Here is a 15,055-nt window from a genome sequence, read left to right as displayed (position 1 = left end):
ATGAATATATTGACGTTGTTGTTAAATAACACATTAACTCAGGCCATCCGCTATATATTGCGCTTTCTACGCAAACCACCTCTGTTGGTTTCCTCTATTATTTTTCCAGGTCTGCTACTTATATTTTTCTATATGATGTTTAGCGGAGCGGTTTTGCGATATGAACAACAAGAATATATCCAACGGTTGTTACCTGGCATTTTGGTTTCCAGTGCTCTGTTTGGTTCAATACCTACTGCGGTAAATTTACAAACCGAAATAAATACAGTGATATTTCAGCGGATTAGGTCCATGCCTATTTTATGGATGAGTATTCCCTTTGGGATTATTTTTTACGAAGTTACCAGGGTGCTTATTTCATCAATCTTTTTGATTCTTATAGGTTTAATACTAGGTTTCTCATTTAAGATAGCGCTCTTATCGCTCACTTGTTTTATGATTACGTTGATATTTATTCCATTAACGTTAAGTTGGTTCAGTTTAATCATTGCAATGATAAATAATAGCCCAGAGCTTCTTACCGTCTTATTGAATATACTTTTTTTATTCGTGATATTTGGATCTCTAAGTATGGCGCCATTAAACGCATTCCCAGAATGGATACAACCACTGATATCCCATAATCCAGTGTCTGTGTTTTCTGAAGCAATGCGGCTTACTGCATTAGGAAAAGAATATTCAGAGTCATTATTCACTGTAATTATTTATTCAGTCATATTTCTGAGCATTGCAGTACCGGTCACTTGTTATGTGTTTAGTCGCAAGTTCAGGGCTGCCTAGCTCATTTGGAATTTTAACGAATCATTAAGTGGTAGTAAGTGATGAATAAATCAACACCTTGGCTTTTAGATGCTCAATTAGCAAGAGTTGCAGATATGATTCCTATCATAGATCTTGCAGATTATCAAAAAGCAAGAGTTATGATTGAAAAATTCAAACAATTTATTGGTAAAGTTGAAAAAGATGATCGCGTTGTTATTTCGGAATATTTTATTGAGAGGTCAAAAGAAGATTCCGTGCTACGTGTCAGAGTCTATTCACCAACCGGAAAACCAAATGAGAAGAAGCCATGTTTGGTCTATATGCATGGTGGAGGATTTGTACTTGGCGATCTGGAAGTGGAACATGCGCGATGCCAGCGTATGTCGATAGAATGTGAATGCGTCATCGTTTCAGTAGACTTTAGATTACCCCCTGAATATCCTTTTCCTCATGGGCTAAACGATTGTTACCTTGCGCTGACATGGGTAGCTAATTCTGCACACAAAATTAACGTCGACTCAACTCGTATCGCTGTAGGTGGATGTAGCACTGGTGCAACCTTAGCAGCGTCACTCGCTTTAATGGCCCGGGATCATGATGGCCCCAACCTAATATTTCAGTTCTTGCTTTATCCGGCCTTAGATGACCGTCTAAACACGGAATCTATGTCTGAATTTGAGAATATACCTGGAGGTGATCGAATTGCAGCAGAGAAAATGTGGAAATATTATCTCACTGATGTAGAAGGTGAACCCTCTTACTTGGCCGTACCTAATCGAGCCGATGATTTAACTCGTCTGCCTCATACTTATTTAATGACGAATAATATAGAAGTCTATCGTGACGAAGTCTTTTCCTATGCAAGTCGCTTACTAAAAGCTGGAGTTCCTACTGAATTTCATTGCTATTCAGGTACGTTTCATGCGTTTGAATATATGGTTCGTACCGCAGATATTTCAATAAAAGCTTTGGAACAGCAGATGTATGTTTTACGTCGAGCATTGCATTCGCAACCTATGGTCAACATGAAAGAAAAGTAGCATGAATACTATCGATATATCTTCTCAGCCGTTATCTGTGATTGTTATTGGTGCAGGTCCTGTAGGATTGGCATCAGCATTGGCCCTTAAAGCCTATGGTTTGAATGTACTGGTAATTGAAGCTGATGCTGAAGAAAAAGCAAGACCAGGGAGCAGGGCTTTATTTTTACACCATGATTCGCTGAAATTGTTAGCACGCTTTCATCAACCACTGGCACAACGTTTTTTTGAAAAAGGATTTGTATGGCAAGAACGGCAAACTTATTTTTCAGGAAAACTTGTGTACTCACAAAAAATTTCAGATGAAAGATTAGGGGCGGAGGTTTTTCCTCCATTTGTTAGTTTACGCCAAAGCGAAACTGAAAAACTGCTGCGTGAAGCATGTAATGAAACTGGAATTAATATTCTTTGGGAAGAACCTGTACAGTCAGTCAATACTGATAAACAAGGTGTTCGAATCATTACTAATAAAGCAACGTATTATTCAAAATATGCTCTTGGTGCTGATGGTGCATCCTCACAGACACGTAATTCATTAAATATTAAATTGGTTGGGGATTCATCACCAGGAACTCATATCGTTATTGATTTTATTTCGGAAAGTTCTCCCTATCAGCAAAAACGAACATTTCACTATAAACATCCTCAATTAGAAGGGAGACATGTATTAGTTATCCCCTTTGCTGGAGGTTGGCAAGTGGATTTGCAGTGTAAGCCAGGTGACGATGTTGATTGGATGATAAGCCAAAAGGGGTTAAGGTCTTGGTTATCAAATCTGATTGAAGAACGTTTTTTATCCAATATGAATTGGGTTTCTACTTATCGCTTTAATCAAGTCGTCGCTGAATCTTTTGTTGATGAATATCGACGTGTTTTATTGGTTGGTGAAGCAGCGCATTTATTTCCACCTTATGGTGCCCGAGGGCTTAATAGCGGTATCGCGGATGCGGATGTGGCTGCTCAAGCTATCACATTGGCCACAGTCTCAACTTCTGAATCTCGGCGTAGAGGGTGTATTGATGATTTTGATCTTTCTCGCCGAACAGCAGCTATAGAAAATTGTCGCTCAGCAAAGCAAGCATTGAATGTAATTCGGACCCCTCGGCTAATTGATAAAGCAAAACTTATTGCAGCTTTACTCCTGAGTAATATTTACAAACCATCAGCTCGTTGGCTTGATGCTGCACCATACGGACCTGCACTCACTCAAAAAAGATTTCCAACTCGTTATTGATGAAGGGCTAAATAAACATGAGTAAATATCGAGAGGCAGTTGTGGAAGAGTTATTAGAACGTCATGAAAGTGTGGTACAGAACATTACCTTTTCATTGAACGGTATGACTTGGGATTTGATGCCTGGTGTATATGCGCCACACTTGACGGGAGGTGCATTACTTTACCCAGAGTGGCTACAATTCAATCAAGAAACAAGGTTTTGTGAGATAGGCTGTGGAATGGGATATCTTTCCGTTTTGGTAGCACTTACTGGCTGTAAGCACGTTCTAGCGACAGATATATCATCTGTTGCTGTTGAAAACACCTTACGCAATGTTAAGAGACACAGTGTCCAAGAACAAGTTGAGGTGATACAAAGTAATCTATTTAATGAAATTGAAACTGGTAGACAATTTGACATTATTTTTTGGAATTCCAGTTTTGTGGATGGGATAGCACAGCGACCAGAATCAGAATTAAACTCGGCTATTTACGATTATGGATATGAAACGCACAAACGTTTTTTAACTGAAGCGTTTAATTATTTAGCTCCTATGGGAAAGGTTTTATTGGGATTTACTGACCTAGGAGATATCAATAAATTATGTCATGAGGCAGAGTGTTTGAATCGGCATGTTTCTATTTTACGTGCTGCCCATGTAGATACTAAACTAGGTGGCTTAACTTATCAATTACTCGAAATAACCAAAAGGTTGAAAGAAAATTAATAAGTAAACAAGGTGTTATCTACTTTCCCAGTAACATAGCATTTCATGTTTATAAATCATAAAGAATTATTCTTGATTATTACTTTAATCAATTATTTTTCTGAGCCGTAAGTCGTAAGTGTTGTTTAAATAATTAACTGAAAATGGCATCAAATGGAGACTTATATGGAAATCAATAGCATTGAACTTACAGAATCAATCAAAACATTGATTATTGAACTCAGCCCAATAGAAATACATGAGTTAAAGGGGGATGAACACTTAGTTGATCAGCTAGGATATCAATCTTTATCCATGGCAGAGTTAGCGTTTGCATTAGAAGACAAGTTTAAATTAGCACCCATTGATAGAGCGACTGCTCAAAGAATTCAAACAGTCGATAACATCATTGCCTACATTGAAGAGCAAGTAAAACGGGAAGGAAATATTTATCATGATTGATTTAACAGAGAAAAAGGGTATCAATAAGATAAAAGCAATTAGTCGGTTTACTGAGCTTGCTGATTATATTATTCCTTTCACTATCAGGTCTATTTCTGAATTAAAGGTTGCTGACTGTCTTGTGGATGGACCTAAATCAGTCACAGAGATTGCTAAAGAAGTTGGTGCTAACGAATTTGCTCTTTATAGAGCAATGCTGGCATTAGCCAGCAAAGGAATTTTTGCAGAAACAGATGAACCTGGAATATTTAAGCAAACAGCGATGTCTGAATTATTAAGCACCCGCTCTACGTTTTCGCTTCGAGATGGATACCGTATGCTTCATGCAGACATTAAAGCCTGGTCTCGTTTTGATTATAGTTTGCGCACAGGGAAAGCTTGCTTCGATATAGTCCACGATCAAGATTACTGGGACTTTTGTGCTTCTCATAAAGATTATAGTCTGATGTTTGATAACGCCATGGCGACGTTTACTCCACTGGAATATCGTGCAATTTTAGCCGCGTATGATTTCTCTGGTATTGAAACTATTGTAGATATTGGTGGTGGAAATGGTCGATTATTATCTCTCCTCCTTAAATCTCTACCGCATGTAAAGGGTAAACTGTTTGATCAACCCCATGTTGTTAATAAAGCTCATTTGACTCTGGAAAATGAAGGTGTTCTCTCTCGATGCGAAATCCACGGTGGCAGCTTTTTTGATGCAGTACCAAGAGGTGGCGACCTTTATATTATTAAACGAGTAATTTACGATTGGGACGACGAACAAGCAGCCAAAATCCTCTCAAATGTTGCTCAGGCGATGAATCCTAGCGGCAAAATTGTTGTTATTGATCCTGTACTTATTCCTGGTAATAGTGCCGATCTAGGTACCACTTATTCTCGTATCTACGATTTATTAATGATGGCTATGGTTTCAGGCCATGCTCGTAGCGAAGAGCAGTCTGCAATGTTGTTTGATAAGGCTGGTCTGAAATTGACACGTGTAATCCCCACAATGTTATTTCCCATTGTGGAGGGGATTAAGAAGTGAAAATTTCTTCTTAATTACTTGTTTAACAATGCAATTATACCATTAAAAACTATTACTTGGCGGTCAAATAATGAACTATCTTGATGATACACATTTTAAGGATCAGGCAACGAACCCATCAGGAGAAACAGCTATACTGCACAAATATAGTCAAGAGTGGATATTAATGCGTAGGGCAGTGAATAATTATGCTTTACGATACCGACGTCAATTTTATTCACTTAAAGAATTAATAAGTGATCTAGCGAATATCTTAGGGATTGATACTGAAGATATAGATCCAAGTGATAGTCTGATTGAATGGGGACTTGATTCAATCAGAACAATGGAATTGGTTAATATTTGGAAAGCTAAAGGAGTTACTGTCAAGTTTGCTGAACTTATTTCAGCGCCGTATCTTGATGCCTGGCTTTCTATACTGAATCACGCTCCAATCATCCAGTTACCGAATGAATTGCCCTCTTCAGGAACAGGGCCTTTTGCTTTGACTTCTGTGCAACATGCATATTGGATTGGTCGAGAAAACCATTTCGCCTTAGGGGATGTGAGCGCACATTTTTATGTGGAATTTCATATTCGCGATTTAGATGTTACTAGGCTAAATACCGCAATTGCACATATGGTTGAGCGGCATCCAATGCTATGTTGTCGTTTCTTAGAAGATGGTACACAACAGGTGATACAAAACTGGCACTGGAAAGGAGTCTCTGTATGTGATTATGGTGATGTATCAAGTCAGTCTGAAGAGGGGAAATATATCCTTCTGCAACTCAGAGAAAAATGGTCACATCGTAAGCTTGCAGTAGAAGAAGGGATTGTATTCGATTTTAATATTAGTCGTTTCGCAGAAGAAATGTTTATCCATTTTGAAGTGGATTTATTAGTTGCAGATGTGCTGAGTATTAGAATAATGCTTAAGGATCTTGCATTAGCGTATCAGAAACAAACCACGTTACCTGCCATTCGAACTACTTTTTCAGACTATCTATTATGGAAGCAAAAGTATGATCAACAGGAATATGAACAAGCCAGATTATACTGGTTGGATAGAATAGAACGAATGCCATCACGAATTGCTTTACCACTACAAACCACTCCTGAATCAATTACCACTGTTCAATTTAAACGCCGCTCCTGTTGGTTATCTCATTATCACATGCTTCAACTGAAACAAATGAGTATGCAGAATGGTATTACATTACCAATCTTGTTCACAACAATTTACGGTCTTGTACTATCTCGATGGTCCAATATGACACATTTTTTTATTAATGTGCCAATTTTTGATCGTCAAAATATTCTTCCAGATATCAACCAAATGGTTGCAGATTTTACAAATATCTTAGTACTGGAAATAGATCTCAGAAATGTGCAGACATTGCAGCAAGCATGTGCAAAACAGCAACGTATTTTTCAGGAAAGTATGGGATATCAAAGTTTTTCTGGTGTAGAGGTTTTAAGAGAGATTGCTAAACGGAATGGAGGGGAGTTTATCACATCTGCTGTATTCACAAGTGGAATAGGCATGGGTGAATTAATTGATGAAGACGTCAAAGTAGTGTTAGGTCACCCTGGTTATATGATTTCTCAAACTCCGCAAGTTTGGTTAGATCATCAGGTCGTAGAGCATAACGGAGGGTTATTAATTAACTGGGACAGTGTCGATGAGCTATTTCCGGCAGGATTATTAGACGACATGTTCCACGCGTTTGAACAACTGTTGTTGCATGCATGTGAGCAGTCTCATTGGGTGGAATTATTACCTGATATTTTACCTTCACATCAACAGGCTGTTCGCCAACAAGTGAATGATACCCAACACACCTTCCCGGTCGCTTGTTTACATCATGGTTTTCTTGAATATGCCCGTACCCGGCCTGAAGCTGTTGCACTGCAATGGGGGGATTCTGGCTGCTGGAGTTATGGTGAGTTACTAACACACGTTCAAGGCATCGCGGAAGCATTACAAACACACGGTGTATCAGGTGGTGCATGTGTCGCAGTGACGTTACCCAAAAGTCCGGCACAAGTGGCTGCTGTTTTAGCTGTCTTGTCACTGGGGGCTGCCTATGTTCCGGTGGGAGTGGAACAGCCCGTAGAGCGCAGAAACAGGATTTATCGCAATGCGGGATTGAGCGCAATACTTACGGAACAGAAGCAAGTGGCGAGTCTCCAGAAAGTGAATAATTGTCCCGTTATCGTCGTGATGGATGAAACAGGTACCTGTCTGCGTAGTGAGGTGGCTTTACCGAAGGTGACCGTTAATGAGCAGGCATTGGCCTATATTATCTATACATCAGGATCAACGGGGGAGCCGAAAGGTGTCGAGATAACACATCAGGCTGCGTGGAATACGGTGGCAGATATTAATTCCCGTTTTTCAGTCAATGCGTCAGATAAAGTCCTGGCTCTTTCGGCATTAGACTTTGATTTATCCGTTTATGATATTTTCGGGTTGTTAAGTGTCGGGGGCGCTCTCGTGCTACCGGCAGAATCGGAGCGCAGAGATCCCTATCGCTGGCAGACAGATATTGCACGTTATGGGGTCACAATCTGGAACAGCGTGCCTGCTTTATTGGAAATGTTACTCACCGTGGAAGAAGTTTCGCTTGCTACATTACGTTTAGCCTTGCTTTCCGGTGACTGGATTGGTCTGGATTTAGCCGAACGGCTGAGATACCGCAGCCCATTAAGTTGTTTCATTGCGTTAGGGGGGGCGACAGAAGCGGCTATATGGTCGAATTGGTACGAAGTCAAAGAAGTACCACCTGACTGGGTTAAAGTACCTTATGGATACCCTCTGAGTAACCAACACTACCGAGTTGTGGATAGTCAGGGGCGGGATTGTCCAGATTGGGTGAGTGGTGAATTATGGATTGGCGGTACAGGTATTGGTTTAGGTTACCGTGATGATGCGGCACGTACATCCGAGCAATTTATCATGTCCAATGGGATGCGATGGTACCGTACCGGAGACTTAGGACGCTATTGGCCGGATGGCTGTATAGAGTTTTTAGGACGTAATGACTGTCAGATAAAAATCCGTGGGCATCGTCTGGAGCTGGGGGAAATAGAATCCGCGTTATGCCGTCATCCATGGATACGGGAAGCCATTGTTTTAGTCATTGGTGAACGAAATAAACACCTGGCGGCGGTGCTGTCATGTCAGGACGGTATTGAACATTCCGCATTACAGGATTGTATTGAAGAGTATCTCGTCAAGCATTTGGCGAGTTATGCATTACCAAGTCAATATATCGTGGTTGATAATTTTCCGTTGACAAGCAATGGCAAGATTGATCGCAATGCCTTGACGTTACTATGTCAACAACAAGTTGTTGGGCAGACAACTGCGCCGGAAGGGGAACTAGAGCAACAAATTGCTTTGATATGGCAGGAGTTATTGGGGATTGAAACGGTTAATCGGTATGACCACTTTATGAGCTTAGGGGGGAATAGCTTATTAGCCACTCAGTTTATTGAAATATTACGCCGACAGACAAATATTGCCATTAAGCTCGAAGATTTCTTGCGTTCTCCTTCTATTGCCAGCTTAGCGGAAAGTTTGACGCGGCAGCAACAAGTCATATTAGATGAGGGGACTATATGATGGTTGAAAATATCATTGTGACTTTAAGAAATCTTGGCATCGAACTTTGGGTTGATGATGAGCAATTAAGATTTAGGGCTCCACCAGGAGTTTTTACAGATGTATTGAAGCAACAAGTCAGAACACAAAAAACAGCTATTATTGAACTGTTGAAAGCGGAAATTGATAATTCGATTGTTGTTGACTCTAATGCATTATTTGAACCATTCCCATTGACTCCAATTCAAGAAGCCTATTTGCTTGGACGCAGCCGCGGCATGCCATATGGCGGTTTACCATGTCAAGCGTATTTAGAGGTAGAAATATCACACTTACTTTGTGATAAATTTGAACAATCGTTGAATGAAACCATTAAGCAATATTCTGTTTTGAGAACACGTATCAGTGAAGATGGTTATCAGCAAGTGTTAACAGAATTTGATTATCAAACAGTACAGATAACACCAGACGTACCAACAAACATATCGGAAGATACACTCACTCAGCATTGTTTAAAGATTCGCGAACAGATGCTCACTGCAAGTCTTAAACGACAGATCAGTTGTTGGCCCTTATATCAGGTGGTATTGACACCACGAACCGATAAATCTGCAATCATTCACTTATTAATAGATTTAATGGTTATGGATTTTGTCAGTGTGAACATGCTATTAGAGTGTTTGATCGCAAGAACGAATGGTGATATTAACTCGTTGCCTATCAGTGATGTCAATTTTCGTGATATTGTTATTCATCAACAACGCCTCAAAACATTCCCCAATTACTATCAAGCTCGTCAATATTGGCGAAATAGAATCAATGATCTGGGCTCTGCTCCCAACTTACCAATGAATAAAAGTGCAGATCCTTATGCGATAACGAATATTAATAGCTTTAAACGTATGTTTTCTAAGCTTAGTCAAAACGTGCTTCAAGGATTACGAGAACAAGCGCAACAACAGGGGCTGACCTTAACGGCCCTTTTATTAACAGTTTTTATCGAGGTCATTCGGCGTTGGAGTAAAAATGCTGATTTTGTATTAAACCTAACGATGATGAATCGTCCTATATTACATGAGGATGTTCAGCGTGTTCTCGGCGATTTTACAGAAATTATCTTATTTCAATGTAGTTATTCCGCCAATCTAAGCTTTGCACAGCGAGCTCAAAACATACAAACACAACTATGGAAAGAAATGCAGTATAGCATTTATTCCGGTGTAGAGGTATTACGCGAAATAGCTAAAGAAAAGGGAAGAGAAGCAGCGTTCTTACCCATTATATTTACCAGTACGGTTGGGGCCACGGAAGAAAATCGTTCAATAGAATTGCGCTTACGCGATGGTATCACATGGACACCACAAGTATGGCTTGATTGCCAATTACTTGAAGCAGATGGGCAAATATACATGAACTGGGATTATAGAGCCGACGTGATAGAACGTCGTGCCTTAGAAGATATGTTTGCGGCTTACAAGCAAATATTAGATGACATTGCAACCCAGGATTTTGATTGGCAACGTGTGAATAGTGTCGTGCGCGATTCACGGAGCATTGCAACAAATATTCCGACTTCTAGTCCCTATCAAGGATATCTATTACACCAACCATGGCTACAATCTTTACATCGATTTAAGCAGCGTACAGCTATTGTCGATAGCCGTCGGCAATTAACTTACCAGCAGCTCTATAATGAGGTTTGCCATTTAGCTCACAAGATTGATCAGTATGCCGCTGGGCAAGTAGTTGCTATCGTGATGGATAAAGGTGTTGAACAGGTTATTAGTGTTTTAGCCATATTAATCAGTGGACGTGCCTATGTGCCTATCGATGCTTCACAGCCACAGGCTAGAAGAGAACTCATTCTTGAAGATGCTGATGTTGATTTGATACTAACTCAGCCACAGCTTGCCATTCAAATGACCTATAAAGAAGGCAAAGTTATTGTCGTTGAGCCTTATTTGTCTGAGGGACAACCTTATGACGTGAAAGATATTACACCTAAATCTTTAGCTTATATTATATACACCTCGGGGACAACAGGCCAACCAAAAGGGGTTGCGATGAGCCATGAGGCAGCCATGAATACAATTCTGGATATTAACCACAGGGTATCATTATCAGAGAAAGATGTAGTCTTTGGTTTAGCAAATTTGAGTTTTGATTTATCAGTCTATGATATTTTTGGACCCTTATCTTTTGGTGCAAAATTAGTACTCCCAGATCCTGCATTACGTTCCAGTCCTCGACACTGGTGTGAACTTTTGGTGCAACATCAAATGACTTTGTGGAACAGTGTGCCTGCTCAAGCTGTCATGCTCTATGACTACCTTATAGTAACATCCGATATCTCTATTGATTCTCTACGAATTATGTTACTGAGTGGAGATTGGATCTCGGTTACGCTAGCTGACAATTTTCATAAAATTATTCCTGATTTAGACATTGTGAGTTTAGGAGGAGCAACTGAAGCGGCAATTTGGTCTATTTGGCATCAGATTGAAGCTCAGGACAACCAACTTGGACGTATCCCATATGGTAGAGCCTTAACGGGGCAACAAGTGCAAGTGCTTGACCACCAGTTTGAACTGTGTCCTATTGGTGTAGTAGGAGATATATATATTTCAGGGTTAGGGTTAGCAATAGGTTATTTTAATGATGAGGAAAAAACTAAGGAAAGTTTTATTTATCACCCTCAATCAGGACAACGAATTTATAAAACGGGTGATCTAGGACTTTATCTTGATAATGGAGAAATAGAATTTCTAGGGCGCGATGATCAGCAAGTTAAAATCCGTGGTCATCGAATTGAACTAGGTGAAATTAGTTCAGTTTTAGAAAAACATTCTGATATTGTTTCAGCCGTCGTTATTCATGAAAAACAGGAAAACTTTGAGCAATTGGTTGCATTCGTTGTTCCTAACATGCTCTCAAAATATCTTCTTCAGAAGCGTAAAAAATGGCTAAATAATTTATCACATCAATTAAATGTGGTACAGAAATCAAGCGCTTCATTTAACCAAGAAGCGTTAATTATGATGACATCGTGTTTACGTCAGATCATGACATTACATATTGTGCGATTATTACAAGAGTTGAACCTTCCACAACAATGGTCTATTGAATGTTTAATTGATAATTTATGTTTACCAATGCAATACGAACGATTAGTCAAACGTTGGATTATTTTACTGACACAAAAGGGATATGTATCGCAACCTCAACATCATCTTTATTCAATTAATATAGTGGATAATGATGGACTTGATGAGAAATGGTGGAAAATATATGAATTAGGTTCTCAGTGTAATTACCCCTTCGCGTTATTGGATTATTTTCGTAGCAGCGCTAATCAATTATTGAACCAGTTACAAGGCAAAATCCATCCGACACATTTATTTTTTCCAAAGGGCAGTAAACACATTGCTAAAGCAACTTTTAGAGATAATCCTTCTGCAAGTCTATGCAATATGATTAGTGCGAAAGCGGTTCAACTATTTATTGAACAACATGCTGAATCAAAGTCATCAACTTGTACTATCTTGGAAGTTGGGGCAGGTATTGGAGGATTGACAGAAAGTATTATAGAAGTTGTTTTAGATCAGAATGTGCACTACATAATGACAGATATCTCTGCATATTATTTGAATGATCTAGCTGAGCAATATTGTCAAAGGGACAATATTACAATTAAGTACTTTGATCTGCTTAAAGAACCAACTATGCAAGGAATACCAGCTGATAGCGTTGATATTGTTATCTGTGGTGATGTCTTACATGCATTACCTGATATCCCAAAAGCATTGGAAACGCTATCCAAAGTCCTCAAAGCAGGAGGGTGGTTAGTTATGTTGGAAGCTACTGATGAACACCCAGAAGCCCTTGCTTCACTTGAGCTTATGTTGGGCAATAAGGATCATAGCAAAGTACTTATGGACTTTCGGGCACCATCTGGCCGTGTCTTTTTGACAGCGAGTGAATGGCAACAATTGCTGGAAACTATGGGATGGGTTGTCATCACACCATTACCCAGTGGTACTCTAGCCAATATTGGTTTGCAAACTTTCATTGCGCAATATCAATTGGAAAAAAAATCTGTTGAGAAAGATGATCTTTTCCAGTACTTGTCAGAAAGGTTGCCGAACTACATGTTACCAAATCGTATTGAGTTACTTGAACAACTCCCATTATCAGATAATGGTAAAGTTAACCATAAGCAACTTTATTCTTTCATTACGCCTTATGAAGAAAACCTACACCCATCGTCATACGTTCAATCTCTAACCAACGAAGTAGAAGAGCGGATGGCGGCTTTATGGACCTCTGTTTTGAATACAGAGGTGACTGATAGAAACACTGGTTTTTTTAATTATGGTGGTGACTCACTTCTTGCAGCTAGACTTGCCGCAAAAATTATTGAACAACAGCAGTATGAGCAACATCATTTTGACGATGTACTTCGATTGTTAATGGAAGGTGGAACCATCGCTCATATAACCCAAGTATTACAGCAACACTCCATCGTATTAGCAGACAATAACAATCAAGATGCACTAATCCTATATGACGAAGAGGTTATCCAAAATGTTTCTCGTCTCTCCATCAGAGCAGGTTATCCAGGCAGTAAGGTTGCTTATATAATCATTAATTTTCAACAAGATACTGGTTTTGAATTGATTTCTCAAGAACTCAGTGTCTTAGGTATGGTCATTGAAATCGGATGTAACCCAGCATTATGCGAAAGTATAGAACAAGATAAATTATTCGAAGAGTGGTTACAGAGTACACTCTCACAATTACCTGATATACGGCAAATGCATGTCAATCTTATAGCTAAAGATGATGATGCGTTAGTGGCGTTATCACTAGGACGGCGGCTTAACTCCGATCACTTTGCTCAGTATCTTCAATGTTGGTTGTTACATCCAGATTTGGATAGAAATAATCCTTATGTACAGGCATCTGAAGACACTATTAAGTACTTTGTGACGTTTGATATCACCATTGTAGCTGACTCAGATCCTTCTTTGCTGTCACAAGTGAACGAGCTGAGTCAATACTGCCTGGGAAATTGGGAACAAAGGATAATCTCCAAAGATGAGTTGATAGAGAAAATATTTGACCTATTCGAATGCCAGTTGGAGGTAAACAAATGAGTTATCCAACTATTGCTATCGTTGGTGCCCAAGGCAGTATTGGGCAAGCATTAGTGGCAGCACTTCATCACCATGGTATGTACATATTGAGATTGGGGTCACGTCATAGCCAAAACGAATTGCCTTTTTCAGAGCCACCTTTTTTATTGAGGCTAGTAGATGGAAGTAATATCGAATCAATAAATGCGTTTATTCATGGCTGTGATCTCGTCGTGAATTGCAGCGGGCCATTCCATAATGTTGGTCTTAATGTTGTGAAAGCTGCAATTGAGCAACGTATTGATGTCATTGATGTCAATGCGGGTTATCCAGAACTTATCAAACTGCGTCAGCAGTTTTCTGAGGTGATAGAACGACATCATATACATGTTGTGGTTGGTTGTGGACTGATGCCAGGTTTGACAGAAGCTTTACCATTATGGGCATGCACACAGGTTCAAGGCATGCAACACCTGCGATTCGTATTGTTTGGTCATGATAAATTCACCCATGCAGCTGTAAGCGATGTCATCGTCGCAGCAAAACAGCGTTTGAAAAGTCAATTCTCCCTTAATACGAATATGGCTCACCACACCTTACCGACGAATTTTGCCTCCATTCTGCCAGAAGTTACTGAATTTATTGCCTATCAAGATGATGAATTGGATTTTATTAAAAAGGTAACAGGCGTAAGAACCATCGAAGCTTGGATTGGATATCTAGGGAAACGAACACAATCTGCTTTAAAGCGTGCATTAGCCATGAATGAAGTGGCACAAGCTGCAACAGTTGTGGTTAATGCAAGTATAGTTGATTTAGCTGAGCGTCCTCCTTTTCAACATTTTCTTTGTGAATTACTGGGGGAGCACAAGCAAACGTTAGCTAGCTTACAAATGCGTGGGCAGAGTGCAAGTGAATTGTGTGCAGCAGCCATTGCAACGGTTATTGAAGGGATACTGACTCAAAAGATAACGTCAGGCGCATATCTCGGTAGCCAAGTGTTAAGTGAATCTTGGGCGATACAATCGCTCCGTAGCCATCAAAGTGTTTCTTTACTGCATTTAGTGAAAGGCACTTTATATACAACACCAGAGGAAGGAGTTATTTAACT

The 15,055-nt window shown here is 39.7% G+C and carries 9 protein-coding genes; all 9 read left to right on the top strand.

Annotation, left to right across the window (positions count from 1 at the left end; all coding sequences use genetic code 11):
• The 9 genes from BA1DRAFT_RS04010 (at position 1) to BA1DRAFT_RS03970 (ending at position 15,053) form a co-directional block, all read left to right on the top strand.
• Positions 1 to 780 (top strand): ABC transporter permease, encoded by a 780-nt coding sequence (locus BA1DRAFT_RS04010; RefSeq protein ID WP_036776255.1) that lies wholly within the window; start codon positions 1 to 3, stop codon positions 778 to 780.
• Positions 781 to 821: 41 nt separating this feature from the next.
• On the top strand, positions 822 to 1,802 hold the full coding sequence (locus BA1DRAFT_RS04005) for an alpha/beta hydrolase (RefSeq protein ID WP_051560650.1): 981 nt from the start codon (positions 822 to 824) through the stop codon (positions 1,800 to 1,802).
• Between the two features lies 1 nt (position 1,803).
• Positions 1,804 to 3,036, top strand: coding sequence for an FAD-dependent oxidoreductase (locus BA1DRAFT_RS04000; RefSeq protein ID WP_051560649.1), 1,233 nt, complete (start codon positions 1,804 to 1,806; stop codon positions 3,034 to 3,036).
• 17 nt (positions 3,037 to 3,053) lie between these two features.
• Entirely contained in the window at positions 3,054 to 3,746 is a 693-nt protein-coding gene (locus BA1DRAFT_RS03995; protein ID WP_036776252.1) for a methyltransferase, read from the top strand.
• A gap of 165 nt (positions 3,747 to 3,911) precedes the next feature.
• Complete coding sequence (locus BA1DRAFT_RS03990; protein WP_036776250.1) at positions 3,912 to 4,187, top strand: acyl carrier protein; 276 nt, start codon at positions 3,912 to 3,914, stop codon at positions 4,185 to 4,187.
• Positions 4,180 to 5,220: a methyltransferase gene (locus BA1DRAFT_RS03985; protein WP_036776248.1), complete on the top strand. Its 1,041-nt coding sequence runs from the start codon at positions 4,180 to 4,182 to the stop codon at positions 5,218 to 5,220. The genes BA1DRAFT_RS03990 and BA1DRAFT_RS03985 overlap by 8 nt, the downstream gene beginning before the upstream one ends.
• 70 nt (positions 5,221 to 5,290) lie before the next feature.
• Positions 5,291 to 8,830, top strand: a complete 3,540-nt coding sequence (locus BA1DRAFT_RS03980) for a non-ribosomal peptide synthetase (protein WP_051560648.1) — start codon at positions 5,291 to 5,293, stop codon at positions 8,828 to 8,830.
• Entirely contained in the window at positions 8,827 to 13,965 is a 5,139-nt protein-coding gene (locus BA1DRAFT_RS03975) for a non-ribosomal peptide synthetase (RefSeq protein ID WP_036776247.1), read from the top strand. Before BA1DRAFT_RS03980 ends, BA1DRAFT_RS03975 begins: the two co-directional genes overlap by 4 nt.
• Complete coding sequence (locus tag BA1DRAFT_RS03970) at positions 13,962 to 15,053, top strand: saccharopine dehydrogenase NADP-binding domain-containing protein (protein WP_036776244.1); 1,092 nt, start codon at positions 13,962 to 13,964, stop codon at positions 15,051 to 15,053. Before BA1DRAFT_RS03975 ends, BA1DRAFT_RS03970 begins: the two co-directional genes overlap by 4 nt.
• The last annotated feature ends 2 nt before the right edge of the window (positions 15,054 to 15,055 follow it).

Origin of the sequence: Photorhabdus aegyptia (assembly GCF_000612035.1) — a bacterium.
GTDB lineage: Bacteria > Pseudomonadota > Gammaproteobacteria > Enterobacterales > Enterobacteriaceae > Photorhabdus > Photorhabdus akhurstii.
The sequence above is the reverse complement of the archived record's forward strand: the minus strand, read 5'-3'. Positions and strand labels throughout refer to the sequence as shown.